This window comes from Denitratisoma sp. agr-D3, from assembly GCF_054658675.1.
On the sequence record NZ_BAAGIA010000001.1, the window covers coordinates 951,255 to 977,145 of the forward strand.

Here is a 25,891-nt window from a genome sequence, read left to right on the forward strand (position 1 = left end):
TTCAGTCTTGGAGGCTGCTGCCCCGGGTTTCGGGCAGGAAGAAAAAGCCCACGATCAGGGCAAGCAAGAGCAAGGCGGAAGGATAACAAAGCCCGGCCAGGGGGCTGCCGGTTTGCTCGGCGATCAGGGCCGAGATGTAGGGTGATAGCCCGCCGATCCAACCCGCCGCCAGATTGTGAGGCAGGCCCACGGCGGTGTAGCGGGTGCGGGTTGGAAACAGTTCCGCCAGCAGGGCTGTTTGCGGGCCGGTGACGAGGGCCGTGGCCGCCACCAGCAGCAGGAGCAGGGCGAAGGCCGCCAGGGGCCGTTGCGCCAGCAGGGGCAGGGCGCCGTAGATCGGCAGGATGGCGACGGCACCGAGCAACAGGCCCGCCAGCACCACGGGGCGGCGGCCGATGCGGTCCGACAGGGCGCCACAGAGCCAGGTCAAGGGAAACAGGCAGAAGGTGGCGGGCAGGGTGATCCAGCCGGCGGCCAGCGGGTCCAGGCCAACCACGGTCTTGAGGAACACCGGCGCATAGACCTGGGAACAAAAGAACAACAGGCCGCCGCCGGCGGAAACGCAAAAGAACAGCAGCAGCATCCGCTGCCGGGTGACGGCATCCCGCAGGCAATCACGCAGGGGCGTGACAGCGACCCGGTGCTGGGCGCGCAGTTGCTCGAAGGCGGGCGATTCGTGCAGGGCCAGCCGCGCCGGCAGGCTGGCCAGCAAGAGCAGGGCCGAGAGCAGGAAAGGAACGCGCCAGCCCCAGGCCTGGAAGTCCGCGGGGGTTAGCCAGCTTTGCAGCAACACGATCTGGAAGGTGGAGGCGAGAATGCCCAGGCCCCCCATCCATTGCAGCACGCTGGTCATGGCGCCCCGTTGCGCGGCAGGGGCGTGTTCCGCCAGGTAGACGTTGGCGCCGCCGATCTCGCCGCCCATGGCCAGGCCCTGGACCAGGCGCAAGGCCAGTAGCAGGCCGGTGGCGGCCCAGCCCCACTGGGCGTGGGTGGGCAGCAGGCCCACGGCGAAGGTGGCGGCACCCATGATGGCGATGGTGGCGATGAACACCGCGCGGCGGCCATGACGGTCACCGAAGGAGCCGAACAGGGCCGCGCCCAGGGGACGCACCACCATGCCCATGCCGAAGGTGGCCAGGCTGTAGAGCAGGCCCGCCGTGGGGTTTTCCGGTGGAAAGAAGAGCACGGCGAAGTGGGTGGCGAGGGTAGCGAAGGTGAGGAAGTCGTACCACTCGATGAAGGTGCCGAAACAGGCGGCGAGGGCCACCTTGCGGTAGGCCGGGGCGGCGGATTGGGGATCGTTCATGGCCGCCATTATCCCGCAGCGGCCGCCCCGCCGCCGGGTTGGCGTTGCGTCAGCGCTTTGCCAGCCAGTGTTGGAAGCGTGGCACCAGGCGCGGCATCACGCCCCAGGTCATGATCAGCACCACCAGACCGGTGATCACGGCGGTCCGCAGCAGAAAGGGCAGGGCGGCCAGGTGGGGGGCGACGAAGGCCAGCAGCAGGGACACCGTGGGGAAAATGCCGAGCCAGGTGAGTAGGGCCATCTTCCAGCGCGGGGGCGGATGGCCGCTGGCCACCTGGGGCAGGGCGAACCAGGCCTCCAGCCCCGACAGCAATCGATATTCGGGATCGCCCTCGGCCACGGCCCGCAGGCGGCGGTGCCAGAGGGCCCGTTGCGGCGAACGGTCCCAACGGCCCATGTCGGTCTGGGTGGCAAAGCGCAGCACCACCTGGTAGTCGCCGCCATCCTCGGCAGGTGGGATCAGTTCGGCGCCGAGAAAACCCGGCAACTGTCGCGCGTCGGCGAACATGCCCTGCACCAGGGCCACATAGGCCTGGTCGCAGCCGGGCTTGGCACGGCGACGGGCGATGCGCATCACGGGGGCGGTGGCGGCGTTCATGGCGGGCTATTCAGGAAATCTGACCGCGCCATGCTAGGACCCGCTGGGGCGGCCGTCCAATGCTATCGGCGGTGGAACTCGATACCGCCGAGGTATCGCCCTCGATGCTGTGCTTATTCCACGGCCGCGCCATAAGCTCAGCAGAATTTCTTGGTTCGCTTTGTCCAGGCGCTTTCGTAGATTTCTCCCATCGCAAACCCCAACGGAGAAATCAAATGCACTTCCCCCGCCGTACCTTCCTCGCCGCTGCCCTGGTCCTCGGTTTGGCAGGCCACGCCTTGGCCGACGCCAGTTTGACCAACGTGTCCTACGACCCGACCCGTGAGCTGTACGCCGAATACAACGCCGCCTTTGCCAAGTATTGGAAGGCCAAGAGCGGCGAGACCGTCGAGGTCAAGGCTTCCCATGGCGGTTCCGGCGCACAGTCGCGCTTGGTGCAGGACGGCCTCGACGCCGACGTGGTCACCCTGGCCCTGGCCTACGACATCGACGCCATCGCCGCCAAGGGCCTGTTGAAGTCCGATTGGCAAAAACAGTTCAAGCACAACTCCACTCCCTTCACCTCCACCATCGTCCTGCTGGTACGCAAGGGCAACCCCAAGGGCATCAAGGACTGGGGTGACATCGCCAAGCCGGGCGTCGGCGTGATCGTCGCCAACCCCAAGACTTCCGGTGGCGCGCGCTGGGCCTATCTGGCCGCTTACGGCTGGGCCCTGCACCAGCCCGGTGGCAACGAGCAGAAGGCCAATGACTACATCAAGAAGGTGTACGCCAATGTGCCGTCCCTCCAGTCCGGCGCCCGTGGCGCGACCGTGGACTTCGCCCAGCGCGGCCTGGGCGACGTGTTGCTGGCCTGGGAAAACGAGGCCGATCTGGTGAAGAAGGAATTCGGCGACAACTTCGATGTGGTGTATCCGCCGGCCAGCATCCTGGCTGAACCGCCCGTGGCCATCGTGGACAAGGTGGTGGACAAGAAGGGTACGCGCAAGGTAGCCACCGAATACCTGGAGCATCTGTACGCCCCCGAAACCCAGGAACTGGCGGCAAAGAACGGCTATCGCCCGACCGATCCCAAAGTGCTGGACAAGTACGCCAAGAAATTCCCCAAGCTGAAGCTGTTCACCATCGACGATACCTTCGGCGGCTGGCAGAAGGCCCAGAAGACTCATTTCGCCGATGGCGGCGTGTTCGACCAGATCTTCGAAAAGAAGTAAATGTCATGATCCCCACCCTCATCGTCCCCGGCCTCGGCGGTAGCGGGCCCGACCACTGGCAAAGCTGGTGGCAGGCCCTGGAGCCGGAGGCGGTGCGGGTGGAGCAGGAAGCGTGGGACCAACCGGAACTGTCGCGTTGGTCCCAGCAGGTGTCCCACACCCTGGAGCAGCAATCCCGCCCGGTTTGGATCGTGGCCCACAGTTTCGGTGTGTTGGCCTCGGCCCACGCTGCGGCCCGTCTGCCCCACAAGGTGGCGGGCGCCTTTTGGGTCGCCCCCGCCGATCCCGAGAAATTCGGCTTGTCCGCCCAAGTGCCGGACGAGGCCCTGCCTTTTCCCAGTCTGCTGGTGGCCAGCAGTAATGATCCCTGGTTGAAGTTGATGAACGCCGGCTATTTGGCCGCCCGCTGGGGTAGCCATTTGGTGAACCTGGGCGAGGTCGGTCACATCAATCCTGCCTCCGGTTTCGGGCCCTGGATCGAGGGGCGCAATCTGTTCCTGCGGTTCGTCCGCAGCCACGAAGGCATCTTTTCCGGGGAAATCCCGATCCGGGATGGGGCCTCCCTGCCTCAGGCGCCGTCCCCATACCAATTCCTCTAACCCCCAAGGAGAACATCATGACCCTCAGACTCGGCGACACCGCCCCCGATTTCGAACAGGATTCCAGCGCCGGCCCCATCAAGTTCCACGCCTATCTCGGCGATAGCTGGGGCGTGCTGTTTTCCCATCCCGCCGACTACACCCCGGTGTGCACCACTGAGCTGGGCGCCACGGCCAAGCTCAAGGACGAGTTCGCCAAGCGCAACGTCAAAGTCATTGCCCTCTCCGTGGACCCGGTGGAGTCCCACCACGGCTGGATCAAGGACATCAACGAGACGCAGAACACCACGGTGAACTTTCCCATCCTGGCCGATGCCGACAAGAAGGTGTCCACCCTCTACGATCTCATTCATCCCAATGCCAGCACCACCGCCACGGTGCGCTCCGTGTTCGTCATCGACCCGCAGAAGAAGATCCGCCTGATCATCACCTATCCCGCCAGCACCGGCCGTAATTTCGACGAGATCCTGCGGGTCATCGATTCCCTACAGTTGACCGAGTACCACAGCGTGGCCACGCCGGTGAACTGGAAGGATGGCGACGACGTGGTGATCGTGCCCTCTCTGCAAGATCCCGAGGTCATCAAGCAGAAATTCCCCAAGGGCTACAAGGTGGTCAAGCCCTATCTGCGCATCACCCCGCAACCCAACCGCTGATTTCGTCCGGCGGGCGGCAACCGCCCGCCATCACTGCCATGAGCTTTCGCGCCCGATTCACCCTGCGTTGTGCCTGCTGCGGCCGGGTCATGTCGTCCCGCAATTGGTCCCGCACCGGCCGCTGCAACCATTGCCAGGAGCCGGTGGGCAGCGAGTTCATTCCCCGTCGCATCGACGTCTGAGTCCCTGCCTGGACAGGATTTTCCAGGCATAAACAGCCATTCATCTCGCTTTTTGAAGTTCTCTCAGTAAACACGATTTGTTTAGCAGATTTTCTTGTTTGTTCCTGCGAGTTTCTTTGAATAACTTATGCGCCTTACATCGAAGCCGAGAGGGCGATGTGAGCGCCCTCTCCATAAGGAAAGTCGAATGACCGATCTTGCCGTTCCCCCTGCCGTCCACAGCAAGCCCCCTCACTGGGACTTGGCGGCAATTGTGCAGGCCCTGCGCGAATCCCGTGAAGCCAGCCACAAGGTGCGCCATCTGGGTCGGGTGCGCGATCTGCCCTCCCGTAGCGCCTTGGTCAAGATTCTCGACGGTCTTTCCGCGGCGCTGTTTCCTACCCACTATGGTCGTCCCAGCCTGACCGACGAAAGTATCGACTATTACGTCGGCAACGTGCTCAACACCACCCTGGTAAGCCTGGCCGAGCAGGTGCGGCGTGGCCTGTTGTTCGCCGCGACGCCGGAGGAACTGGAAAACCGCGACAGCTATGCCCAGGCCCAGCAGATCACCCGGGATTTCGCTCACCAGTTGCCCGTTATTCGCGGCCTGCTGTTCAGCGATCTGCAAGCTGCCTATGCCGGTGATCCTTCCGCCACCAGCCTGTCGGAAATCCTGGTCTGCTATCCCGGCATGACCGCCATCATTTATTACCGTTTCGCCCACGCCCTCTATGTGCTGGGCGTTCCCTTCCTGGCCCGGCTGATTTCCGAGATCGCCCATTCCAAGACCGGTATCGACATTCACCCCGGCGCCAGCATCGGCGGCAGTTTTTTCATCGACCACGGTACCGGCGTCGTCATCGGCCAGACCGCCGTGATTGGTCGCAACGTGCGTCTTTACCAGGCCGTCACCCTGGGCGCCAAGCGCTTCCATGCCGATGAAACCGGCGCCCTGGTCAAGGGCGAGGCCCGCCATCCCATCATCGAGGACGACGTGGTGATCTATGCCGGCGCCACGGTGTTGGGCCGCATCACCATCGGCAAGGGCTCCTCCATCGGCGGCAACGTCTGGCTGACCCATAGCGTGCCGCCGGCTAGCAACGTGCTCCAGGCCAGCAATCGACACAACGGTGATCAGGACGACCATCGGGACGACTGATTTTTCATTTCCTCATAAAACCCACCACTAGGAGCTTTCCATGACCGACCAGTATCAACATCCAACCGCCTTGGGCGATGTCGCCGCCCGGCAGTTGGCGAACGCCACCAAGACCGTTCCCCAGCTATCCACCATCACCCCGCGCTGGCTCACCCACCTGCTGCACTGGGTGCCCGTGGAGGCTGGTATCTACCGTCTGAACAAGGTGAAGGATGCCGACAACGTGACGGTGGAATGTTCCGGTCGCGACGAGCGCGAACTGCCCCAGACCTTTGTTGATTACGTGGAAACGCCCCGCGAATACCTGCTTACCGCCGTGAACACGGTACTCGACGTGCATACCCGGGTGTCCGACCTGTATAGCAGCCCCTACAACCAGATCAGCGAACAGCTGCGTCTGACCATCGAGACCATCAAGGAGCGCCAGGAATCCGAGTTGATCAACAACAAGGAATACGGCCTGCTCAACAACATCGTCGCCAAGAACCGCCTCAAGCCGATCACCGGCACACCCACCCCGGACGATCTGGATGAGCTGCTGAGCCTGGTGTGGAAAGAGCCCGGTTTCTTCCTGGCCCACCCCAAGACCATCGCCGCCTTTGGCCGCGAGTGTACCCGTCGTGGCGTGCCGCCCCCCACCGTCAATCTGTTCGGTTCCCAGTTCATCACCTGGCGCGGCGTGCCCCTGATTCCTTCCAACAAGGTGCCGGTGGAAAACGGCAAGTCCTCCATCATCCTGATCCGCACCGGTGAAAGCCGTCAGGGCGTGGTGGGTCTGTATCAGCCCAATCTGCCCGGCGAACAGAGCCCCGGCCTGTCCGTGCGTTTCATGGGCATCGACCACCGCGCCATCGCTTCCTATCTGGTGTCCCTGTACTGCTCCGTGGCTGTGCTGACCGACGACGCCATCGCTATTCTCGAAAACGTGGATATCACCAAGTACCATGACTACAAGCCTGAATACCGCTGATCTGTCGGGTGCCGGTGGCACGGGAACGCCTGCTGGCTTCCCCGACCCTGCGGTGCTGGCCCAGTTGGCGAATCAGTTCTTCCGCGCCGTGCCGGGTACCCCCAGTGGTGGAGGTGCGGGTGGAGCCGATGTAGGTGCGCCCCAGTCCAGCCTCCAGGCCGCTTCTCCTGCGCCGCTTCCCGGCGGTTTTCCCGGTGAAGGCACGCTGGCTGCGGCCGGGCAGGGTGTGCCCACGCCTTCCGCTGCGCCCAGTCCAGTGAGCGCTCCGGCCAGTGTTCAGGCGGGTTTGCCGGGTTTTCCTGGAGGCAGCGGTGTGCCGACGCCGGGCTTCGATCCCTTTTCGCCCAGCATTCCATCTCCCACCGAGCTAACCCGTGGCGCACCGTCCCTGGTGTCCGCCGCCAGTCCAAGTCAGGTGACGGGGGCGCCCCAGCGCAACCCCGAAGGCTTTCTGGGACTGCCGGGTTTCCCCAATGTGGCAGCGCCTTTCTCGCCCACCATTCCCGGTGCCCCGGGGGCGGCGGACATTAAAGCCCTGCTGCAACCGGCCCCAGTGGGTGGCGCTCAGTCGCCCGCTCAGTTGCCAGCACAGTCTGCCAACGCCTCGCCCTTCTACTTCCTCGACTTCAATAAGCCCCAGGGCTACCAGGGCGCGGGCATTCGCGTGCCCGGCTTCGAGGCCGAGAAGGTGCCCAAGGTCAGTCCGGCTGGCTTGAACGTGGGCGGCGTGGCGCCTTTGGATGCCCACCTGATCCGACGCGACTTTCCCATTCTCAACGAACGGGTCAATGGTCGTCCCCTGATCTGGCTGGACAACGCCGCCACTACCCAGAAGCCGCGTCAGGTGATCGAGCGCCTGAGCTATTTCTACGAGCACGAAAACTCCAACATTCACCGCGCCGCTCACGAGCTGGCCGCGCGTTCCACCGACGCCTATGAAGCAGCGCGGGAGAAGGTGCGGGGCTTCCTCAAGGCCCGTTCGGTGAATGAAATCGTCTTCGTGCGCGGGGCGACCGAAGCCATTAATCTGGTGGCCAAGAGCTGGGGCCAGCAATACATTGGTGCGGACAACGAAATCGTGGTGAGCAATCTGGAACACCACGCCAACATCGTGCCCTGGCAGCAACTGGCCGCCAGAACCGGCGCCAAGATCAAGGTGATTCCGGTGGATGACACCGGGCAGATCCGTCTTGACGAATACGCCAAGCTGCTGGGTCCCCGTACCAAGCTGGTGTCCTTCACCCAGGTCTCCAATGCCCTGGGCACCGTGACCCCGGCCCAGCAGATGGTGGCCCTGGCCCATGCGGCAGGGGCCAAGGTGCTGGTGGATGGCGCCCAGGCGGTTTCCCACATGCCCGTCGATGTGATCGGTCTCGATGCCGACTGGTACGTATTCTCCGGTCACAAGGTGTTCGGCCCCACCGGTATCGGCGTGCTCTACGGCAAGGAAAATCTGCTCAACGCCACCGATCCCTGGCAGGGGGGCGGCAACATGATCGAAGACGTGACCTTTGAACAGACCCGCTACCACAAGGCGCCGGGTCGGTTCGAGGCCGGGACCGGCAACATTGCCGACGCCGTGGGCCTGGGGGCCGCCATCGATTACGTTACCGCCATCGGCATGGAAAAGATCGCCGCTTACGAACACAGCCTGCTGGAATACGGCACCTGGCTGCTCAAGGGCATCGACGGTCTGCGTCTGATCGGCACCGCCCATGAAAAGGCCGGGGTGCTGTCCTTCGTACTCGACGGTCACAAGACCGAAGAGATCGGGGCAGCCCTCAACCGCGAAGGCATTGCCGTGCGTTCCGGCCACCACTGCGCCCAGCCCATCCTGCGGCGTTTTGGTGTCGAAGCCACGGTCAGACCGTCCCTGGCCTTTTACAATACCTGCGCCGAACTGGATGCCCTGGCCGCGGCCATCCACCGCATCCGCGGCAGCAAGTCCACCGTCCAGTCCCTGGGCGTGACCAACTAGGAGAGATTCGATGAGCAATCAAGCAGTAGACGCCATCCTGCAAAAGGCCGAGCAGCGGGCACGGGAAGCGGGCCTGCCCTATCGGGGCGCGGTAACGCCCCAGGAAGCCTGGGAGCTGGTCCAGCACCTGCCCAACACCCGGTTGGTGGACGTGCGCTCCAAGGCCGAATGGCAATTGATCGGCCGTATTCCCGGCGCCATCGAGGTGGAGTTCAAGTTCTTCCCCGATTGGAAGCCCAATGGCTCCTTCATCGACGATCTTCAGCGGCAATTGCGCCTGGACGACAACGTGCTGTTCCTCTGTCGTTCCGGCGTGCGTTCCGACGCGGCGGCCAAGGCCCTGCTGGCGGAGGGATTCAACAGTGTGTTCAATGTCCTCGAAGGCTTCGAGGGCGACCTGGACGAAAACAAGCACCGTCTCAAGAACGGCTGGAAAAACTCGGGCCTGCCCTGGACCCAGGGCTGATTCCGTAGCCAATGTCTCATGCCCGGCGGCCTTGGCCGTTGGGCATCGTCTTTCCCCGTCGGGGAACATGCTATAAACCCGGCGCATCAGTCATCCATGGGGATTCCGCAGCCTCCCCGTTCTTCAAGATGCCTCCGCATCCAAGGCCTGCTCCATCGGATCATTCGCCGAGAAGGAGTCCTTGCCATGACCGAATCAAAAACATCCCCGGCCCCCCTGCCTATTCCCTTTTTCAGCGCCTTCCTATTCTGGCTCAAGCTGGGCTTCATCAGCTTTGGCGGCCCGGCAGGACAGATCGCGATCATGCATCGGGAACTGGTGGAACGCCGCCGTTGGATCAGCGAGCGTCGCTTTCTCCATGCCCTCAACTACTGCATGGTGTTGCCAGGCCCCGAGGCCCAGCAACTGGCTACTTACATCGGTTGGCTGATGCATCGAAGCTGGGGCGGCATCGTCGCCGGCGGCTTGTTCGTGCTGCCGTCCCTGGTGCTGCTCATCCTGTTGTCCTGGGCCTATGTCGCCTTCGGCCACCTGGCGCTGGTGGCCGGTCTGCTTTACGGCATCAAGCCCGCCGTGACGGCCATTGTCTTCCAGGCCCTGCACCGCATTGGCGGCCGGACCTTGAAGAACGGCACGCTCTGGGCGCTGGCGGCGGGCTCCTTCGTCGCGATCTTCGCCTTCAATGTGCCGTTCCCCGCCATCGTCCTGGCGGCGGCCTTGCTGGGGGCGCTGGGCGGGCGCTTCGCCCCGGAAAAGTTCCGCGTCGGTGACGGCCACGGCGCGGCCGATCGGTCCTGGGGGCCGGCCTTGATCGACGATGCCACGCCCACGCCGCCCCATGCTCGTTTCCGCTGGTCGCGGCTGCTGCTGGTGACGACCCTGGGCTTGTTGTGCTGGGGCTTGCCGATGGGGGCGATGGCGGCCTGGCTGGGCTGGCTGCATCCGCTGACCCAGATGGGCTGGTTCTTCACCAAGGCGGCCTTGCTCACCCTGGGCGGCGCCTACGCCGTGCTGCCCTATGTCTATCAAGGGGCGGTGGTGCATTACGGCTGGCTGACCCCGACCCAGATGATCGATGGCCTGGCCCTGGGGGAAACCACGCCGGGGCCGCTGGTCATGGTGCTGACTTTCGTCGGTTTCGTGGCCGGCTACCTCAATGGCGAGGTCCGTGCCCTGTTCGGGCCGGAGCATCTTTTCCTGGCGGGGACGACGGCGGCCTTGCTGGTGACCTGGTTCACCTTCCTGCCCTCCTTTGTGTTCATTTTCGCCGGTGGCCCCTTGGTGGAACGCACCCACAACGATCTGAAGTTCACCGCGCCATTGACGGCCATTACCGCGGCCGTGGTGGGCGTGATCCTCAACCTGGGTTTGTTCTTCGCCTATCACGTGCTCTGGCCCCAGGGCTGGTCGGCCATGCCGGATCTCCTTGCCCTCTTGTTGGCCGCCGGGGCCGCCCTGGCCCTGTTCCGCTTCAAGCGCAGCGTGATCGAGGTGATCCTCGCCGGCGCCACGGCCGGCGTTTTGATCAGTCTCCTGCGCTAGGGGTGTAGCTCCAGCGGGGAATCAACAGCAACAAGGCGAGGGTGGTTCCAGGCCCTTGGCGATCTTGTTGATACCGGCCTGGGTGCAGGTGGCATCCATGTCCCCGCCGAAAGTACCGGAAATGCCGATGTGAACATGGGCAGAGCAGCCGATGGGAGCAGGCAGTGCCAGCAGGTGGGGAGTGATTGTTGCTGGTGCAGCAGCAGGCGTGCGGGATGTTGATGGCGCAACAGCGTATGCGCGGCCTGTGGAAAGAGATGAACTGGTCCTTTTGGACCAGTCTGCCACGATGGATAGAAGTATCCCCCTTGGGATATATTGCCGAACCGCCGACCCCATCGCGAACAGAAAATCATGATGAAAAAAATGATATTGGCTGCACTGCTCGTCTACGCTTCGCCTCTTTTTGCAGAAGGTCATGCCGATTGGACCGGGTTTTATGGGGCAGTATTGGCGGGGCGTGTTTCTGGTCATGTGAACGAGGGGGATGGCTTTGTTCAGATGACAAACGGATCTTCCTATTCAGCAGCTATATCCCGGGGGATTGGGGCATCCATTGGTGGCTGGGGAGGTAGTCTGAAGCTGGGTTACAACAAACAGCTGGATGCCAATTTGGTGGGTATTGAGTTTGGCGGTACCTGGCAAAACGCGAAATCCAAAAACGAACAGCCCAATACTTACCAGTTGGATCACACATCCCCGACACCTTTTGTCGACATCTCAGCTCATTTATTAAAGGCGCAAACCAAGATCAACACTTACGAAACACTTTCTCTGAGATTCGGACGTATTCTGGATAACGCCGTCCTGGTTTATGTGTCGGGTGGTGCCGCATTGGGCCAAATAAAAAGAACACTTCGTAACACCGGGGCTGAATGGTTTGCTGCCAATACGGTGACTTCAGACAGCAAAACAAAATCTGGTTATGTCTTGGGTGTTGGCGTTGAATATAAGTGGGATGATAAATGGTCGTTCCGAGGCAACTATGAGTATGTTGACTTTGGCAATGTAAAGACGACCTATTACGGTCGCTCTGATACCGGCGCTTCCGATGCTTCACTTAAGCAATCCAATGCAGTCCATTTCTCGAATCTGTCCATCGGTGTTAGCTACGCCTTTTAGTTGAGAAAATAGCCCTCGGGACAAACCGCGAGTCTCGCTGCTGGCGACGGCGGGGGACAAGTGAGCAAAGCTGCTTTGTAGCGCAGGACTTACAGCATCGACTATTGTGCGATGGCACCTAGCTTGGCCGTCTGTTGTTTCATTCCATTAAATATGGCCTCAGCCATATCCATAGGGAAATCTTTCGGCAACATCTTGCCTACGTCGGTCATCACCGTTGTGGTTGTATCAATGACTTCTTCGATCAACTGCTCTGCCGCTGTTGCGCCGAGTCCAACTTGCTGGGCCTGGGAGATCCAGTGACGGCGTTGAATTTTGTCGATCAGGTAGTAGTTGGCGCTACCCCTGACCGCCATTGCCAGTTTGGCCTTCTTCGGGGAAATCTGATTCGAGCCTTTGCCGATGACAGGGTGGGCTGAAAGCACGTCATAGATCGGTGTGGCACGGTAGTGGCCACCGGGAAGGTGGGCGATGCTGAAGTTCTTGCCGTGACCGTCGGTGGCGGCGAGCACCCAGAAGATGATCTGGGTTTTGAAGAAATTTATGCGGTCCTGCTCGGCATTGTCCGAACCAAGCAGGATGTCCATGATGCGTGCGATGCCGGGGCCGCCATCCACCTGATATTTGTGTAGGGGCGAGGTGCCGCTGGCTTGGCACATATCCTCTTGGGGCAGGCGGAGGATCCAGCTTCCATCGCTTGCCGGACTGCGGTCGAAGCGTTCGATGATGAGGGTTTTCTGATCCTCGAATTGCGCGATCTCGCAGTGGGCGATGGGGATGCCGTAGGCGGCCATGATCTTCGAGCACAGCCATTCGTTTTCGACGGACGTGCGCATGTCCGCCTGCATATGGCCGACCAAGCCCAAGGGCAGTTTGAAAATGTGTGTGGTCGGGGTGCTGCCTTTGGGCAACAGCCATTTCCCTTTGTGACGCAGTAGAGCGGTCTTTTCCTGGGCACCGGCGATGGACAGTCGTAGATCGTTGTCTTGCTCGTGTGGTCCCAACGGTTGTGCCGAAGTGGTGTTGCGCAACTGTTGGGCGATCCCGGCAGCATTCAACACATCACCGTTGATGGCATACAAGTCTGTTGGCGCCTCGTCCTCGGGGAGAAGTTGGATGGCGCCAACGCAGTCACGGCCAAGCTTTGCCAGTAGCTGAAAGGCATCTGTCCCGCCGGTGTGATGGCGTTGCGCCAGCCGCCGGCGAATGGCGTCGTTATCGGGGATCAGGTTGTCGAAGTAATCGCTGACAAGCTGGCCCTGATAGGGCGCATTGTCGGGCAGGAACGGTAGGGACAGGGACAAGGGGCGGGCCTGTTCATCCGTCAGCCATTCGTCGAAGTAGCCGAAGCGTTCGCCGTATCGCGTTGTTTCCCAGTAGCCTACCGGGATGCCATTCATCCAGACGTTCAGTCTTTTTGTCTTCGCATGGCGGGCCATGATTACCAAGTTTCCTTCTTGCATGATGGGGCCGCTATCCGCTTTGCCTTGGGACTTGCCCCGGTGATGACGGGTGAGTTTGTCTTTTTCCTTGCATTGGCGCCGGATGACTTGGTCGGTCTCGCTTTGGTGATTGTCGTGGTGTTGGTGGCGGCGATTGCATCGCGGGTTGCCGCTGGTTGATCCAGGGAAATTTCGATGTCCAGCAGACGCAGTACCATGAACAGCCGCTCAAGGGTCGCTGTTGACGGGTTGGCCTCAAAATAGGCATAGCTTTGCTGGGTGATGCCCAACTTCTCAGCCATGGCGGCCTGGGTCAACCCTTTGCTCTTGCGAAAACCCTTGAGCACTAAGGGGAGTTGGCTGAGTGTCTTGATGGGGTAAATCATCTCCACCTCCGTTGCTGTGTTCGGCTGAAATACAGGCCTTGGGCTGTAAATTACAATAACAGCCTATTGTTTGTATTGTAGCTTTACAAATTAGGATCTGTAAATTGAATTAACAACCCGCAGTCTGTATCTGCTTGCCCGGTGTTGCTACCAGCCTCCCCCCTGCGCCTTGATCAACAGCACCGCATTGCCCCACTGCTGTCTTTCCAGCGCAGGACCTGACGCTTGGCGTTGAGGGAATTTTGTTCCGTCACCAGGTTTTCCAGGGCCGTTGTGGTCGCTGGTGAAACGCACTGACGACAATCTGGCATATGCAAATCAGGATTTATTGGTTCCGGCTCACGGACCGGCGAGGCACACTGTATCGGTCGCCACATGATGTGGCTGGTCCAAGGGAATGCCATGCAAGCGTTGATCGTCGGTGCTGATCGGGTCGATACACTGCGCGCCGAAATACTGCGATCCGGATCTCGGTTGGGTATTGAAAGCGTGGCCCATTGGCCGGGCCGGAAGGTTTCCGATTGTCGGCGCACGATTCCACACTGCACGCGTCTGGTGATCTTCGTTTGCGACCGGACCAATCACATGCTGATGAGGAATGTCCGCAAGCAAGCGGAAAGCATGGCGATCCCCATGGTGTTTTGTCGTCATTCCGTTCTGGAGATTCATGCTTGTTTGGCAGGGCTTGCCAAGGAGAGCTAGATCCCTGGTGCCGGTGTCGTCGACATGGTTTCCCGAATGAGTGCGTGCCTCAGTAGGAATGGGGCATGTCCGGGTCGTCACTTGGCGGAAACACACCGTAACCGTTTTCCCTTAGCAGCTTCGCCGCTTTTGCAAGGCGTGAGCCTTGTGCGGGCATTGACTCCCTGTTGTTTCCCCGTTGCTCAAAACGAACCAGGCTCAGGTTGTAGCCCGCTAGCCAGGCCTCGATCCTGACGATGCCCTTGCTGCCGATCTTGGGCAGGCGGGCAATGGTTTCGTAGGAGTAGCGGGCGATGTCGTGGGCGGTGAAATTGCGGGTTTCCAGGAATTGGGCGAGGGCATTGATCTGCAAGGTGGACAATCCCTCATGACGTCCTGGGTGGCGGCCGCTTGTCTTGGGTGCGCGATCGGCGGGACAGGGGCTTTTTTCTGCGGCCATGGCAGCGTCGTATCGTCGGTGGTGGGATGGTTTAATCTAGCAGCCCCGTTCCTGCCGGTTAACGAATTGCTTCTCATAAGCTAATCAGAGAATCGGCATTGCTGCCTTTGCGTGGTGGCGGAATGAGCCTTAACGCCGATGTTTTTTGACGATCGGTGTTTCATTCGCTACGGCTTGTGCGCCAAGGGTTTTGCAACAAATCGAATAAGAAAATCGCAATAAATTATTTTTGGTTATGAACTGAAGCTCATAAGCTCCGTCCTGGCTATAACAAAACGGAGTTAAAAATGTCTTCACCCCAGCGAATTTCCCGCTTCTTGCGGGGTCCGGCGCTACTGCTGGGCCTGTCCCTGGCATGGGGCGCGACCCCGTTGGCTTGGGCCGATGCCGCTTTGCTCAACGTCTCCTACGACGTGACCCGGGAGCTGTACAAGGAAATCAATCCGGCCTTCATCAAGGCCTGGCAGGCCAAGACCGGCGAGAAGGTCAGCATCAACCAATCCCACGGCGGTTCCAGTTCCCAGATCAATTCCGTGGCCGCCGGCCTGGAAGCGGACGTGGTGACCATGAACCAATCCACCGATATTGATGTGTTGGTGGAGCGGGGCGGCCTGGTGGCCAAGGATTGGCGCAAGCGCTTCCCCAACGGCGCGGCGCCCTACACCTCCACTTCGGTGTTCCTGGTGCGCAAGGGCAATCCGAAGAACATCAAGGACTGGGACGACCTGGTCAAGCCCGGTACTTCTGTCATCGTGCCCAACCCCAAGACCTCCGGTAACGGTCGCTACACCTATCTGGCCGCCTGGGGCTACGCCAAGCAGCTGAAGGGCGGCAACGACGCCAGCGCACAGGATTTCGTCACCCGCTTGTTCGCCAACGTGCCAGTGCTGGATGGCGGCGGTCGTGGCGCCACCACCACCTTCACCCAACGGGGCATCGGCGACGTGCTGGTGACCTTCGAGAACGAGGCGGTGCTGATCGACAAGGAAGTGGGCGGCGACAAGTTCGACATCGTCTATCCCTCCGTCAGCATCGAGGCCGAGGCACCCGTGGCCATCGTCGAGAAGGTGGTGGACAAGAAGGGCACCCGCAAGCAGGCCCAGGCCTATCTGGAATTCCTCTATAGCCCGGAAGGCCAGGACATCATTGCCAAGCATTACTTCCGTCCCCGTAACGAAGCTGTGCTGAAGAAATACGCGAAAGAGTTCAAGCCTCTCAGGTTGTTTACCGTGGATGCAGTTTTCGGCAGCCTGGACAAGGCGCAGAAGACCCACTTCAGCGACAGCGGTGTGTACGACCAGATCATCATCGCCAATGTGAAGGGGCGTCGATGAGCAAATCCGCCCGTCGGGTGCTGCCGGGGTTCAATCTTTCCCTCGGCTACACCCTGATCTATCTTTCCCTGCTGGTACTGATCCCCCTCGGCGCGACCTTCCTCAAGGCCTCGTCCCTGACCTGGGAGCAGTTCTTCGCGGTGACCACCACGCCCCGGGTGCTGGCCTCCTACAAGCTCAGCTTCGGTGCCTCCCTGCTGGCCGCCGGCATCAATGCCGTGTTCGGCTTGCTGCTGGCCTGGTCCCTGGTGCGTTACAACTTTCCTGGCAAGAAGCTGGTGGATTCCCTGGTGGACCTGCCCTTCGCCCTGCCCACCGCCGTGGCCGGCATCGCCCTGACCGCCATCTATTCCAAGAACGGCTGGGTCGGCAGCATCGTCGAGCCCCACGGCATCAAGATCGCCTTTGCCCCTTTTGGCGTCCTGTTGGCGCTGGTGTTCATCGGCCTGCCCTTCGTGGTGCGGACCGTGCAGCCGATTCTGCAAGACCTGGAAACGGAGCTTGAGGAAGCGGCGGCCAGCCTTGGCGCCAACCGCTGGCAGACCTTCCGCCAGGTGGTGTTTCCCACCCTGTTGCCGGCCCTGTTGACGGGCTTCGCCCTGGCCTTTGCCCGGGCGGTGGGGGAGTACGGCTCGGTGATCTTCATTGCCGGCAACATCCCCCTGGTGTCCGAGATTACGCCGCTGATGATCATCACCAAGCTGGAACAGTATGACTACGTCGGCGCAACCGCCATCGCCGTGGTGATGCTGGTGGTGTCTTTCATCCTGCTGCTGGTGATCAACCTGCTGCAAGGATGGACCTCGAAACGAACTGGGAGGGACCGCTGATGGCCGGCGCCGTTGCACATGCCTGGGGGGGCGACAACGCCCGCCGTTATGAATCTTCCGCGGCCACCCGGGAACCGGTTTGGGTCAAGTGGACCATCGTCGGCCTTTCCCTGGCGTTTTTTGCCTTCTTCCTGTTGCTGCCCCTGGCGGCGGTGTTCACCGAGGCCCTGCGCAAGGGTAGCGAAGCCTACTTCGCCGCCCTGACGGAGCCCGACGCCCTGGCCAGCATCCGCCTCACCTTGACGGCGGCGGCCATCGCCGTGCCGCTCAACTTGGTGTTCGGTGTTTCCGCCGCCTGGCTGATCGCCAAGTTCCAGTTTCGCGGCAAGCAGTTCCTGATCACCCTGATCGACTTGCCCTTCTCGGTGTCGCCGGTGATCGCGGGTCTGGTGTACGTGCTGATCTTCGGTACCCAGGGCTGGTTCGGTCCTTGGCTGTCGGACCACAACATCAAGATCCTGTTTGCCGTGCCCGGCATCGTGCTGGCCACCGTCTTCGTCACCTTTCCCTTCGTCGCCCGGGAGCTGATTCCCCTGATGGAGTCCCAGGGCCGCGAGGAAGAGGAAGCGGCCGTGGTGCTGGGGGCGTCCGGGTTCCAGACCTTCTGGCACGTGACCCTGCCCAACATCAAGTGGGGTCTGCTCTACGGCGTGATTTTGTGTAACGCCCGGGCCATGGGCGAGTTCGGCGCGGTGTCGGTGGTGTCCGGCCACATCCGCGGCGAGACCAACACCATGCCCCTGCACGTGGAAATCCTCTACAACGAGTACCAGTTTGCCGCCGCCTTCGCCGTGGCTTCCCTGCTGGCCCTGCTGGCCCTGGTCACCCTGGCCGTCAAGACCTACGTCGAATGGCGTGCCGCCCAAAGCATTAAGGACTGATGAAATGAGCATTGAAGTCAAAAACATCAACAAGCGTTTCAAGGATTTTGTCGCCCTGGACGACGTGTCCCTCGAATTTCCCACGGGAGAACTGACCGCGCTGCTGGGGCCTTCCGGTTGCGGCAAGACCACCCTGCTGCGGGTCATCGCCGGTTTGGAAGTGGCCGACAGCGGCCAGGTGCTGCTGGAAGGGGAGGACGCTTCCGATACCCACGTGCGCGAGCGTCAGGTGGGTTTCGTCTTCCAGCATTACGCCCTGTTCCGCCACATGACCGTGTTCGACAACGTGGCCTTCGGTTTGCGGGTCAAGCCGCGCAAGGATCGCTTGCCTGAGACGGAAATCAAAAAGCGGGTCGGCGCCCTGCTGGAACTGGTGCAACTGTCCTGGCTTGGCGACCGCTTCCCTTCCCAGCTTTCCGGCGGCCAGCGCCAGCGCATCGCCCTGGCCCGTGCCCTGGCCGTGGAGCCCCGGGTGCTGCTGCTGGACGAGCCCTTCGGCGCCCTCGACGCCAAGGTGCGCAAGGAATTGCGCCAATGGTTGCGGCGCCTGCATGACGAACTGCACATCACCAGCCTGTTCGTGACCCACGACCAGGAGGAAGCCCTGGAAGTGGCGGACCGCGTCGTCGTCATGAACAAGGGCAAGGTGGAACAGGTGGGCACGCCCCAGGAACTGGTGGAGCAGCCCACTACGGATTTCGTCGCCGACTTCCTGGATCTGAAAGATCATGGCCCGCTCTGGCTGTTGCAGGCCAAGATCCGCCATCGCGGCTATGTGCTGCATGAGGGCGAGGGCATCTGACCATGAACTTCCAGCAACTGCGCATCATCCGCGAGACGGTCCGGCAGAATTTCAATCTGACCGAGGCGGCCAACGTTCTGTTCACCTCCCAGTCCGGTGTGTCCAAGCACATCAAGGACCTGGAGGACGAATTGGGCATCGAGTTGTTTGTCCGGCGCGGCAAGCGGCTGACCGGGCTGACCGAGCCGGGCAAGGAGTTGGCGGAAATCGTCGAGCGCATGTTGATGGACGCCCGCAACATCAAGCGTCTGGCCGAGCAGTTCTCCAACAAGGACGAGGGACGCCTGCACATCGCCACCACCCATACCCAGGCCCGTTACATGCTGCCCCAGATCGTGGCCCGCTTCAAACAGGAATTCCCCCGGGTGCATCTGGTGTTGCACCAGGCCAATCCCGGCGAGATCGTCACCCTGCTCAATCGGGGTGACGCCGACGTCGGCATCGCGACCGAGGCGCTGGAGGGCGTGCCCAGCCTGGCTTCCTTTCCCTACTACTCCTGGCACCACGGCGTCATCGTGCCGGACGACCATCCCCTGGCCAAGGTGGAAAAACTGACCTTGGAACAGATCGCGGAATACCCGATCATCACCTACCACGAGGGTTACACCGGCCGCGCCAGCATCGACCGCACCTTCGCCGAGGCCGGCGTGGTGCCCGACGTGGTGATGGCGGCCCTGGACGCGGACGTGATCAAGAGTTACGTGGAACTGGGCTTGGGAGTCGGCATCATCGCCGCCATGGCCTTCAATCCCCAGAAGGATGCCGGTCTCAAGCTGCTGGCCGGCGACCATCTCTTCCCCCGCAACACCACCCGCATCGCCGTGCGCCGGGGACATTACCTGCGGGGTTACGCCTATCGCTTCATCGAGTACTGCTCTCCCGAGTTGCAGGAACCCTTGCTCAAGGCCGCCATGACCGGTGGCAAGGATCTCGAAATCGAATAGGGGCTCAGCCGGGACCGAGGCTGGCCTTGCCGTAGCACTCCCGCGCCATGTCCTGGAGTTCGACGCTGAGCTGCACGTGCAGCGTGGCCGGGCGCGGCTGGCATTCCGCCAGGGCCGCCAGAAGGGCGGCGGACAGTTCCTGCTTGATCTGGGGCGAGCGGCCGCTGAGCAGGGAGAGGCGGACATGGACGAAGGCCCGGCCCGTCGAAGCGGTGCCGATGGCATAGCAGTCCAGGCGCCGGGCCCGGCTCTTGATGTCCACTTCCTCGAACTGGCCGGAGCCGGCCAGGACGGTATTGAGGCGGGCGAGGATGGTGGCGGCGGGGAAGTCGCCCAGGTTGTCGGTGTATTCCAGGGTCAGGTGGGGCATGGCGGGTGCGCGGTGCGTCGAAGCGGGATGCCGAAGCTAACAGGCCGGGGGCAGGACTTCAATCCCCTCGATCTCCACCGAGGCGCAGCACAGGGTGCCGCCAAAGCCCCAGATCGGATCGATGGCGACTTGCAGTTCGGCCTCTGCGCCGGCCTCGCTGGCGAACACCGCGATGCAGTCGATCACGTTGAGGTGGTTGAACTGGGTCAGGTCCAGGTCGCAAATACCATTGAACAGGAAGCGGATCACCGCCGCAGGCGGGATGTCCGGCACGGCAACCGCGTCCATTTCATCGTCGGGAACGCAATGGCGGACATGGACGGTCAGCCGGGCGAGGGTCTTGCCGTGGCGGAAGGGCAAGGCCCGTTCGGCGGAGAAGGCGATGACTTCCGCGTCGTGGAAGGAGGGCCAATAGCCCAGTGCTTCCAGAACCTTGGTGGAGCCGATGATGGGGGCGGTTGGGATCATGGCGAGTCTGGAAGCAGCCGACGGTCAATGGCCCGGCGGTTCGGCGTGGAGGGGATTGTCGCGCCGCCCCGTCCTTGGGAAAGTCACGTGGCATGAAGCGGCAGGCGGGAGTAAATGAATCACGATGAAATTACTTAATCGATGACGTTTTTTGTCAATGCGATTGATTTAACGACAGGGGTGTCGTTTTGACAAGGGGATGGGGCTTGGGTAAAGAGGGGGAATAGGGCGGTTTATCCGCCCTATTTCTTTTTTTGAGGATGTGCGGTATTCCGTCAGCCCTGACGGGACTGGCGGCGGATGCAGGCCAGATAGGCGTCGCCGTCCGGGGGGCGATTGTTGCGCTGGGATTGCCAGATGGTTTCACCCAGGCAGTCGAGGATGCGGTGTAGGGCGTCGTGGCGATTGCCCAACTGCTGGCAGAGCTGATCGAATTCGGCGCGGATGCCCGGTGGCTGGTCGATCTGCAATTGCTCGGCGATGGCCAGGTGCAAGGACAGATGAAGGAAGGGATTGGTCTCGCCGGAGTCGGGCGTCCATTCCTTGGCCAGGGCGTCTTCGCCCGCCCCGAGCAGGGCGTGGTATTCGGGATGGTCGCCGATGATGTCGGCCGCCATGGTTTCCAAGGGCGTGGCCGGCAGGGCGGACAGGCGCTTGCGCCAGGCTTCCATCAGGAACTTGCGGGCTTGGTCCCGGCTGGGGCTAAACATGGGCGCTCACCAGGGTGAAGACGGTGGAATAGCTGAGCAGCACGTTGCCGTCGCCCAGACTGGCGATCTCGCCGCCGCTGTAGGCGCCCAGCACCGGCAGGCTCGGATAGCGTGCCGACAACAAGGCCAGGTCCCGGTCGTGGCCTTGGAAGAAGTAGGGGCCGCGGCCCATGCAGGCGAATATGAGGGCGAAGTCGGGTTCCGCCTGTTGCCCCGCGGTGAGGTGGTCGAGGGCTTCGTTGGTGTCGGCCTCGGCGGCAGCGGGTTCGCGCCAGGCCCAGATCAGCGCGGTGTCCTGGGGCAGGGGGGCGGCCAGGGTGACCGACCGTTCGCTGCTGTTGATGCCCAGCAGGGGCAGCAGGGTGTAGCGGCCGTCGCGCAGGGCCAGCGGCGTCGGCAAACCCGGTTCCAGCACCAGGGCGCAGAGCCGTTGCAGCGGCAGGTTGTCCAGGTCGCCCGCTTCTGGCGGCAGTTGGTGAAGCAGGGTGTCCAGGGCTGGGTTGTCCGACAGGCGGAACACCTCGAAGCTGTCCTGCTCGGTGACGAACAGGGTGGGCGAAAGAAAGCGCAAGCCGCGGGATAGGGCGGTGCGGACGCTGGCGCAATGGAAGCTGGCCTCCAGTCGGTCGTCGCGCAACTTGCCGTGGCCCCAGACCCGGCCGCCATCCCGGTCGTCAAGGCCGCTGGCGATGATGCCGTAGCGGGGCGGATAGGGAATCAGCCAGTCGGGGTTCACCTGGTTTGCCGGCGCCAGGGTCAACACCGGTTCGCCGTTCTGGACCAGCCCCAGGCTGACCGGGCCGCACAGCACCAGGGCGGCGGCGGCGGGTTGGTGCAGTGCCCAACTCCTTTCGGTGAACACGCCGGGGGTGGTGCAACCGCTGACCTGGAGGCAACGGGCCGCGCGGGAGGCGGCGGTGATCGCCAGTTGGCTGTCCTGGCGATGGCGGGCGAAGTCGCTGGTGAGCAGCAGGAGCACGCTGTGGGCGTAGTCGCAGCCGGCTTCCGCCAGTGCATTCTTGACGGCGGTGGCCGCCAGGTCGGGTGTGGCTTTGTCTCCGGCGGCAAAACCGGTGGCGGCAATGGTGTTCATGTGGGGTCAGGGAGCGGAGGTTTTCGGTTGAAAGGCGCACAGCTCGGCGACGGTGCAGCGCCAACATTCCGGAGTGCGGGCCTTGCAGACGTAGCGGCCATGGAGGATCAGCCAATGGTGGGCATGGAGGCCGAACTCCTTCGGCGTGACCTTGACCAGCTTGTCCTCCACTTCCCGCACATCCTTGCCGGGGGCGAGGCCGGTGCGGTTGCCGATACGGAAGATATGGGTGTCCACAGCGATGGTGGGTTCGCCGAAAACGATGTTGAGCACCACGTTGGCGGTCTTGCGGCCGACGCCGGGCAGGGCTTCCAGGGCGGCGCGGTCATGGGGGACTTCACCGCCGTGTCGTTCCAGCAGGAGGTTGGTCAGGGCGATGACGTTCTTCGCCTTGGTCCGGTACAGGCCGATGGTCTGGATGTAGTCCATCAGCTTTTCCACGCCGAGGGCGGCGATGGCCTTGGGCGTGGGGTGGTCCTTGAACAGGGGGCGGGTGGCCCGGTTGACGCCCTTGTCCGTGGCCTGGGCGGAGAGCACCACGGCCACCAGCAGTTGATAGGGGGTCTTGTAGTCCAGTTCGGTGGCCGGTTCGGGGTTGGCGGACGCCAGCCGGCTGTAGAACTCGCGGATCTTCTTCGGGCTCATGGGGCCCAAGTTTAGCCGATGGTCCAGGCAAATCCGACAAACAGGCACCGCCGTGGTGGGCGAGTCCGACGAGTTTCGCTATGATCGGACACGGGCGTGGCTGACGCCACGGGCGACGACAAACATTTCATGAATCAAAGCGTACAGAATCCGATTGACGACCTGGTATCCCGCTTGGATCAGGTGGTGGCTTCCTTTCTTGAGGGCGGGGCGCCCGAGGCGCGGGACCGCTCGATTGCCTCCCTTTCCCGCGAGGTGCTGTTGCTCGAGGAGGTCAGCGTCGGCCTGGGGGAAATGGCCGCCTCCCTGTTGAGCTTCTTTAAGACGGCCAGTGAGCTTGCCCTGTCGGAAGGGGATCGCGACCAGGTCCGGTCGATGTGGCTGTCCTTGCGCCACCGCCTGCTCGGACAGGATGATGCCGCCTCGGACATGCCGGAGCTCGTGGCGCCCGTGGCCCATTCCGGGCCGCCGCCCAGCAACCGGGTCGTTTCCCTGATGGTGGAGAGTCCGGCCATCCAGATGCTGTTGCAGACCGCCCTGGTCGATGCCGGTTACGAATTGGCGCCCCTGGACTCGATCCAGTCCTTGTCTTCCCTGGCGCCGGACATCCTGCCCCTGGCGATTGTCGCGGACCTCTCCCGTTGCCGAGAGGAGCTCGACATCGCCCGGGTCATCGCCCAGGTGCGACAGCAATCGGGCAATACCGTGCACCTCTTCTGTCTTTCCGAGGCCGACGACTTCGAGGCCCGCCTGGAGGCGGTCCGCCTCGGCGCGACCCGGTTCATGAAAAAACCGGTGGACGTGAAAAAGCTGCTGGATATCCTCAACGGCGTCACCGCGCGCATTCCCATGGAACCGTTCCGGGTGCTGTTCGTGGACGATGATCGCGCCCATACCCTGATCTATTCCACGGTGCTGGCCGAGGCCGGTTGCCGGGTCGAGGTGTGCAACGATGCCCTGTTGGCGCCCTCGGTCGTCGCCCGCTTCGCCCCCGACGTGATCGTCACCGACGTCTACATGCCCGGCTGCAATGGGCTGGAACTGGCGGCCCTGCTGCGCCAGGACGAAGCCCTCGTGGACACGCCCATCCTTTTCCTCTCCAGCGAAAGCAATCTCGAACGCCAGATGGCCGCCCTCGATCTGGGCGGCGACGATTTCCTGACCAAGCCGGTGACCCTGGAGGTCCTGGTGCCCGCCATCCTGGCCCGGGCCAAGCGGGCGCGCATGCTCAAGCGGGTGCGCCATGAGTTGGATGAGGCGCGCCGTGGCGCCGAACAGGCGAGCCGGGCCAAGAGCCGTTTCATGGCTGACATGAACCACGAGCTCAAGGTCCCCTTGAATGCCATGCTTGGCTATGCCCAGTTGATCGCCCTGGAAGTCCGCTCCCCCAGTGCCGATCCGCAAGTCCATCAGGACAGCCTGCTCAAGGCCGTGGACCAGATCTGCGACGCCGGCGAGGACCAGCTTCGCCTGGTGAACGAAATCCTTGAACTCTCCAAGGCCGAGGCCGGGCGCTTGACCGTCATTGCCGAGAATGTCGAGTTGTCCCCCCTGCTGGACCAGTGTTTCGGTCTCTTGCGGCCCCAGGTCGAGAAGCGTCGCCTGCGCTGTGAAAACCAGGTGCCGCCCGGCATCTGCCTGCGGGCCGATCCCCAGCGTCTCAAGCAAGTGTTGCTGAATCTCCTGTCCAACGGCATCAAGTACAACCGGGAACAGGGCAGTCTCCGCGTCTATTGCCGCGAGGCCGACGAGCATGGCGTCCAGGTCGTGGTGGCGGATACCGGCAGGGGCATGCCCAAGGAGTTCTTGCAGGACCTGTTCAAACCCTTCTCCCGGCTGCACATGGAGCGCAAAGGCGAAGTCGAGGGCACCGGTCTGGGCCTGGCCCTGGTCAAGTCCCTGGTGGAGGCGATGGACGGCGTCGTCGGCGTGGCCAGCCAGGAAGGCGTGGGCAGCGAGTTTTGCTTCACCCTGCCCGCCGCCCGTCCTGATTCCTGACGACGTCCGTCGCGACGTCAGCGGTTGGTCTGGCTGGTGCCGTAGCGCAGGGGCGAAATCTGCGCGACTTGGCCGTGCAGGCTTTCGCCGTAGGAGGCGAGGGCGTCGAGAAAGATCCGCACCCGGGGCGGAACGTGCTTGCGGCTGGGCATGGAGGCGTAGATCCGGCGCGGCATGGTCCGGTAACCGGGAAGCAGCGCTTGCAGGCGGCCGTATTCCAGGGATTCCCGACACAGGGTGGCGGAGATGATGGCCGCGCCCAAGCCGGCCTCGGCCGCACCCAGGCGCAAGGATGCGTTGCCGGTGCGCAGCCGGCCCCTGACCGGTACCTCGTGGATTTCCGCGCTGTCGCCGCTGGCGAAGCGCCATACCGTGTTGCCGTCCTCGCATAGGCAGGGCCAGGTGGCCAGGTCCTTGGGGTGGCGCGGTTGCCCCAGTTGGGCCACCAGTTCCGGTGCCGCGCAGAGCACCGTGTCCACCGAAAACACCCGCCGCGCCACCAGGCTGGAATTTTCCGGATCCTGATCCTGGAGGCTGAACACCAGGTCGAAGTTGCCTTCGATCGGGTGGTCGCTGCGGGTGGACATTTCGATTTCCGCCTCCAGTCCCGCGTGTTCCTTGAGCAGGGCGCAGATCACCTGGTTCAGTTGCAGCACGCCGAATTCGAACGGCGTGGAAATCCGCAGCACGCCCTGGGGTTGCTGGCGCTGGGCTTGGGACGCCTCGATGATGTCCTCCAAGCGGGCGAAGAGGGGCGCCATCTGCTCGCTCAATTCCTGGCCGGCGGCGGTAAGGCGCAGGCGCCGGGTGCTGCGTTCCAGCAGACGCAGGCCGAGGCGGCTTTCCAGGTTGGTCACGGCCCGGCTGGTGCTGGACTTGGGCATGTCCAGGCGCTCCGCCGCCCGGGTGAAACTGCCCAGGGTGGCCACGGTGCAAAAAACCTCGATATCGTTCCAGTTATAGGCCATTGGTGCCCTTTCTTGGCTTTAATTGTTCCATTGGTGGAATAGATTATCCATGAAAGCGCATTTTTCCCGGTGAGGGAAATCCCTATAGTCCGTACATGCAATATC

At 62.5% G+C, this 25,891-nt stretch carries 27 protein-coding genes and 2 pseudogenes; 17 read left to right on the forward strand and 12 right to left on the reverse strand.

Features of this window, described 5'->3' with window-relative positions:
* Nucleotide 1: 1 nt before the first annotated feature.
* A complete protein-coding gene (locus ACYQ2U_RS04545) occupies nt 2-1,306 on the reverse strand; it encodes an MFS transporter (RefSeq protein WP_459949136.1) in 1,305 nt (434 codons plus the stop codon).
* 49 nt (nt 1,307-1,355) lie between these two features.
* Nucleotides 1,356-1,904 (reverse strand): antibiotic biosynthesis monooxygenase, encoded by a 549-nt coding sequence (locus ACYQ2U_RS04550; RefSeq protein WP_459949137.1) that lies wholly within the window; start codon nt 1,902-1,904, stop codon nt 1,356-1,358.
* Nucleotides 1,905-2,119: 215 nt separating this feature from the next.
* Here ACYQ2U_RS04550 and ACYQ2U_RS04555 point away from each other — a divergent pair, with 215 nt between their 5' ends.
* From ACYQ2U_RS04555 to ACYQ2U_RS04600, 10 genes are all read left to right on the forward strand, one after another.
* Nucleotides 2,120-3,118, forward strand: a complete 999-nt coding sequence (locus tag ACYQ2U_RS04555; protein ID WP_459949138.1) for a sulfate ABC transporter substrate-binding protein — start codon at nt 2,120-2,122, stop codon at nt 3,116-3,118.
* A gap of 5 nt (nt 3,119-3,123) precedes the next feature.
* Nucleotides 3,124-3,717, forward strand: coding sequence for an RBBP9/YdeN family alpha/beta hydrolase (locus ACYQ2U_RS04560; protein WP_459949139.1), 594 nt, complete (start codon nt 3,124-3,126; stop codon nt 3,715-3,717).
* 17 nt (nt 3,718-3,734) lie between these two features.
* A complete protein-coding gene (locus ACYQ2U_RS04565; RefSeq protein ID WP_459949140.1) occupies nt 3,735-4,373 on the forward strand; it encodes a peroxiredoxin in 639 nt (212 codons plus the stop codon).
* 38 nt (nt 4,374-4,411) lie between these two features.
* The gene (locus ACYQ2U_RS04570) at nt 4,412-4,555 is read left to right on the forward strand and encodes a hypothetical protein (protein WP_459949141.1); all 144 of its coding nucleotides are present in this window, start codon (nt 4,412-4,414) and stop codon (nt 4,553-4,555) included.
* A 187-nt stretch (nt 4,556-4,742) separates the two neighbouring features.
* Entirely contained in the window at nt 4,743-5,696 is a 954-nt protein-coding gene (epsC, locus tag ACYQ2U_RS04575) for a serine O-acetyltransferase EpsC (RefSeq protein WP_459949142.1), read from the forward strand.
* 40 nt (nt 5,697-5,736) lie between these two features.
* On the forward strand, nt 5,737-6,666 hold the full coding sequence (locus ACYQ2U_RS04580) for a family 2A encapsulin nanocompartment shell protein (RefSeq protein WP_459949143.1): 930 nt from the start codon (nt 5,737-5,739) through the stop codon (nt 6,664-6,666).
* Nucleotides 6,641-8,644 (forward strand): family 2A encapsulin nanocompartment cargo protein cysteine desulfurase, encoded by a 2,004-nt coding sequence (locus ACYQ2U_RS04585; RefSeq protein WP_459949144.1) that lies wholly within the window; start codon nt 6,641-6,643, stop codon nt 8,642-8,644. Before ACYQ2U_RS04580 ends, ACYQ2U_RS04585 begins: the two co-directional genes overlap by 26 nt.
* Nucleotides 8,645-8,654: 10 nt before the next feature.
* Complete coding sequence (locus ACYQ2U_RS04590; RefSeq protein ID WP_459949145.1) at nt 8,655-9,110, forward strand: rhodanese-like domain-containing protein; 456 nt, start codon at nt 8,655-8,657, stop codon at nt 9,108-9,110.
* Between the two features lie 186 nt (nt 9,111-9,296).
* The gene (gene chrA / locus ACYQ2U_RS04595) at nt 9,297-10,652 is read left to right on the forward strand and encodes a chromate efflux transporter (protein ID WP_459949146.1); all 1,356 of its coding nucleotides are present in this window, start codon (nt 9,297-9,299) and stop codon (nt 10,650-10,652) included.
* Between the two features lie 354 nt (nt 10,653-11,006).
* Nucleotides 11,007-11,774: an outer membrane protein gene (locus ACYQ2U_RS04600; protein WP_459949147.1), complete on the forward strand. Its 768-nt coding sequence runs from the start codon at nt 11,007-11,009 to the stop codon at nt 11,772-11,774.
* Between the two features lie 101 nt (nt 11,775-11,875).
* Here ACYQ2U_RS04600 and ACYQ2U_RS04605 read toward each other — a convergent pair whose 3' ends face one another.
* Nucleotides 11,876-13,213, reverse strand: a complete 1,338-nt coding sequence (locus ACYQ2U_RS04605; RefSeq protein ID WP_459949148.1) for a type II toxin-antitoxin system HipA family toxin — start codon at nt 13,211-13,213, stop codon at nt 11,876-11,878.
* A gap of 2 nt (nt 13,214-13,215) precedes the next feature.
* Nucleotides 13,216-13,602, reverse strand: a complete 387-nt coding sequence (locus ACYQ2U_RS04610) for a helix-turn-helix transcriptional regulator (RefSeq protein WP_459949149.1) — start codon at nt 13,600-13,602, stop codon at nt 13,216-13,218.
* Between the two features lie 375 nt (nt 13,603-13,977).
* Here ACYQ2U_RS04610 and ACYQ2U_RS04615 point away from each other — a divergent pair, with 375 nt between their 5' ends.
* Entirely contained in the window at nt 13,978-14,304 is a 327-nt protein-coding gene (locus tag ACYQ2U_RS04615) for a DUF2325 domain-containing protein (protein ID WP_459949150.1), read from the forward strand.
* A 49-nt stretch (nt 14,305-14,353) separates the two neighbouring features.
* On the opposite strand, the gene ACYQ2U_RS04620 is transcribed toward ACYQ2U_RS04615, so the two are convergent.
* Entirely contained in the window at nt 14,354-14,743 is a 390-nt protein-coding gene (locus tag ACYQ2U_RS04620) for a hypothetical protein (protein ID WP_459949151.1), read from the reverse strand.
* Nucleotides 14,744-15,030: 287 nt separating this feature from the next.
* On the opposite strand from ACYQ2U_RS04620, the gene ACYQ2U_RS04625 reads away from it, so the two are divergent.
* The 5 genes and pseudogenes from ACYQ2U_RS04625 (at nt 15,031) to ACYQ2U_RS04645 (ending at nt 19,534) form a co-directional block, all read left to right on the forward strand.
* Nucleotides 15,031-16,077, forward strand: a complete 1,047-nt coding sequence (locus tag ACYQ2U_RS04625; RefSeq protein ID WP_459949152.1) for a sulfate ABC transporter substrate-binding protein — start codon at nt 15,031-15,033, stop codon at nt 16,075-16,077.
* Complete coding sequence (cysT, locus tag ACYQ2U_RS04630) at nt 16,074-16,907, forward strand: sulfate ABC transporter permease subunit CysT (protein ID WP_459949153.1); 834 nt, start codon at nt 16,074-16,076, stop codon at nt 16,905-16,907. The genes ACYQ2U_RS04625 and cysT overlap by 4 nt, the downstream gene beginning before the upstream one ends.
* Nucleotides 16,907-17,788 carry a sulfate ABC transporter permease subunit CysW gene (gene cysW, locus ACYQ2U_RS04635; protein WP_459949154.1) on the forward strand — a complete coding sequence of 294 codons (882 nt, stop codon included), beginning with the start codon at nt 16,907-16,909 and terminating at the stop codon, nt 17,786-17,788. Before cysT ends, cysW begins: the two co-directional genes overlap by 1 nt.
* A 4-nt stretch (nt 17,789-17,792) precedes the next feature.
* A pseudogene (locus tag ACYQ2U_RS04640) lies at nt 17,793-18,518 on the forward strand (sulfate/molybdate ABC transporter ATP-binding protein); the annotation flags it as partial.
* Nucleotides 18,519-18,592: 74 nt separating this feature from the next.
* Entirely contained in the window at nt 18,593-19,534 is a 942-nt protein-coding gene (locus tag ACYQ2U_RS04645) for a CysB family HTH-type transcriptional regulator (protein WP_459949155.1), read from the forward strand.
* Between the two features lie 4 nt (nt 19,535-19,538).
* Here ACYQ2U_RS04645 and ACYQ2U_RS04650 read toward each other — a convergent pair whose 3' ends face one another.
* The 5 genes from ACYQ2U_RS04650 to nth form a co-directional block, all read right to left on the reverse strand.
* Entirely contained in the window at nt 19,539-19,904 is a 366-nt protein-coding gene (locus ACYQ2U_RS04650) for a 5-carboxymethyl-2-hydroxymuconate Delta-isomerase (RefSeq protein WP_459949156.1), read from the reverse strand.
* A gap of 36 nt (nt 19,905-19,940) precedes the next feature.
* The gene (locus ACYQ2U_RS04655) at nt 19,941-20,372 is read right to left on the reverse strand and encodes an Imm50 family immunity protein (RefSeq protein WP_459949157.1); all 432 of its coding nucleotides are present in this window, start codon (nt 20,370-20,372) and stop codon (nt 19,941-19,943) included.
* 275 nt (nt 20,373-20,647) lie between these two features.
* Entirely contained in the window at nt 20,648-21,082 is a 435-nt protein-coding gene (locus ACYQ2U_RS04660) for a DUF1841 family protein (protein ID WP_459949158.1), read from the reverse strand.
* Entirely contained in the window at nt 21,075-22,175 is a 1,101-nt protein-coding gene (locus ACYQ2U_RS04665) for an FIST C-terminal domain-containing protein (RefSeq protein ID WP_459949159.1), read from the reverse strand. Before ACYQ2U_RS04665 ends, ACYQ2U_RS04660 begins: the two co-directional genes overlap by 8 nt.
* 6 nt (nt 22,176-22,181) lie before the next feature.
* Nucleotides 22,182-22,820 carry an endonuclease III gene (gene nth, locus ACYQ2U_RS04670; RefSeq protein WP_459949160.1) on the reverse strand — a complete coding sequence of 213 codons (639 nt, stop codon included), beginning with the start codon at nt 22,818-22,820 and terminating at the stop codon, nt 22,182-22,184.
* A 96-nt stretch (nt 22,821-22,916) separates the two neighbouring features.
* On the opposite strand from nth, the gene ACYQ2U_RS04675 reads away from it, so the two are divergent.
* The gene (locus tag ACYQ2U_RS04675) at nt 22,917-24,818 is read left to right on the forward strand and encodes a response regulator (RefSeq protein WP_459949161.1); all 1,902 of its coding nucleotides are present in this window, start codon (nt 22,917-22,919) and stop codon (nt 24,816-24,818) included.
* Nucleotides 24,819-24,835: 17 nt separating this feature from the next.
* Here the strand turns inward: ACYQ2U_RS04675 and ACYQ2U_RS04680 are convergent, their stop codons facing one another.
* Entirely contained in the window at nt 24,836-25,579 is a 744-nt protein-coding gene (locus ACYQ2U_RS04680; RefSeq protein ID WP_459949247.1) for a substrate binding domain-containing protein, read from the reverse strand.
* 27 nt (nt 25,580-25,606) lie between these two features.
* A pseudogene (locus tag ACYQ2U_RS04685) lies at nt 25,607-25,786 on the reverse strand (LysR family transcriptional regulator); the annotation flags it as partial.
* Nucleotides 25,787-25,891 lie beyond the last annotated feature (105 nt).

Bases quoted from the DNA above. Each gene is read 5' to 3' on its own strand.
- ACYQ2U_RS04545 (WP_459949136.1), bottom strand. From the start codon at position 1,306: ATGAACGATCCCCAATCCGCCGCCCCGGCCTACCGCAAGGTGGCCCTC.
- ACYQ2U_RS04550 (WP_459949137.1), bottom strand. From the start codon at position 1,904: ATGAACGCCGCCACCGCCCCCGTGATGCGCATCGCCCGTCGCCGTGCC.
- ACYQ2U_RS04555 (WP_459949138.1), top strand. From the start codon at position 2,120: ATGCACTTCCCCCGCCGTACCTTCCTCGCCGCTGCCCTGGTCCTCGGT.
- ACYQ2U_RS04560 (WP_459949139.1), top strand. From the start codon at position 3,124: ATGATCCCCACCCTCATCGTCCCCGGCCTCGGCGGTAGCGGGCCCGAC.
- ACYQ2U_RS04565 (WP_459949140.1), top strand. From the start codon at position 3,735: ATGACCCTCAGACTCGGCGACACCGCCCCCGATTTCGAACAGGATTCC.
- ACYQ2U_RS04570 (WP_459949141.1), top strand. From the start codon at position 4,412: ATGAGCTTTCGCGCCCGATTCACCCTGCGTTGTGCCTGCTGCGGCCGG.
- epsC (WP_459949142.1), top strand. From the start codon at position 4,743: ATGACCGATCTTGCCGTTCCCCCTGCCGTCCACAGCAAGCCCCCTCAC.
- ACYQ2U_RS04580 (WP_459949143.1), top strand. From the start codon at position 5,737: ATGACCGACCAGTATCAACATCCAACCGCCTTGGGCGATGTCGCCGCC.
- ACYQ2U_RS04585 (WP_459949144.1), top strand. From the start codon at position 6,641: ATGACTACAAGCCTGAATACCGCTGATCTGTCGGGTGCCGGTGGCACG.
- ACYQ2U_RS04590 (WP_459949145.1), top strand. From the start codon at position 8,655: ATGAGCAATCAAGCAGTAGACGCCATCCTGCAAAAGGCCGAGCAGCGG.
- chrA (WP_459949146.1), top strand. From the start codon at position 9,297: ATGACCGAATCAAAAACATCCCCGGCCCCCCTGCCTATTCCCTTTTTC.
- ACYQ2U_RS04600 (WP_459949147.1), top strand. From the start codon at position 11,007: ATGATGAAAAAAATGATATTGGCTGCACTGCTCGTCTACGCTTCGCCT.
- ACYQ2U_RS04605 (WP_459949148.1), bottom strand. From the start codon at position 13,213: ATGGCCCGCCATGCGAAGACAAAAAGACTGAACGTCTGGATGAATGGC.
- ACYQ2U_RS04610 (WP_459949149.1), bottom strand. From the start codon at position 13,602: ATGATTTACCCCATCAAGACACTCAGCCAACTCCCCTTAGTGCTCAAG.
- ACYQ2U_RS04615 (WP_459949150.1), top strand. From the start codon at position 13,978: ATGATGTGGCTGGTCCAAGGGAATGCCATGCAAGCGTTGATCGTCGGT.
- ACYQ2U_RS04620 (WP_459949151.1), bottom strand. From the start codon at position 14,743: ATGGCCGCAGAAAAAAGCCCCTGTCCCGCCGATCGCGCACCCAAGACA.
- ACYQ2U_RS04625 (WP_459949152.1), top strand. From the start codon at position 15,031: ATGTCTTCACCCCAGCGAATTTCCCGCTTCTTGCGGGGTCCGGCGCTA.
- cysT (WP_459949153.1), top strand. From the start codon at position 16,074: ATGAGCAAATCCGCCCGTCGGGTGCTGCCGGGGTTCAATCTTTCCCTC.
- cysW (WP_459949154.1), top strand. From the start codon at position 16,907: ATGGCCGGCGCCGTTGCACATGCCTGGGGGGGCGACAACGCCCGCCGT.
- ACYQ2U_RS04645 (WP_459949155.1), top strand. From the start codon at position 18,593: ATGAACTTCCAGCAACTGCGCATCATCCGCGAGACGGTCCGGCAGAAT.
- ACYQ2U_RS04650 (WP_459949156.1), bottom strand. From the start codon at position 19,904: ATGCCCCACCTGACCCTGGAATACACCGACAACCTGGGCGACTTCCCC.
- ACYQ2U_RS04655 (WP_459949157.1), bottom strand. From the start codon at position 20,372: ATGATCCCAACCGCCCCCATCATCGGCTCCACCAAGGTTCTGGAAGCA.
- ACYQ2U_RS04660 (WP_459949158.1), bottom strand. From the start codon at position 21,082: ATGTTTAGCCCCAGCCGGGACCAAGCCCGCAAGTTCCTGATGGAAGCC.
- ACYQ2U_RS04665 (WP_459949159.1), bottom strand. From the start codon at position 22,175: ATGAACACCATTGCCGCCACCGGTTTTGCCGCCGGAGACAAAGCCACA.
- nth (WP_459949160.1), bottom strand. From the start codon at position 22,820: ATGAGCCCGAAGAAGATCCGCGAGTTCTACAGCCGGCTGGCGTCCGCC.
- ACYQ2U_RS04680 (WP_459949247.1), bottom strand. From the start codon at position 25,579: ATGGCGCCCCTCTTCGCCCGCTTGGAGGACATCATCGAGGCGTCCCAA.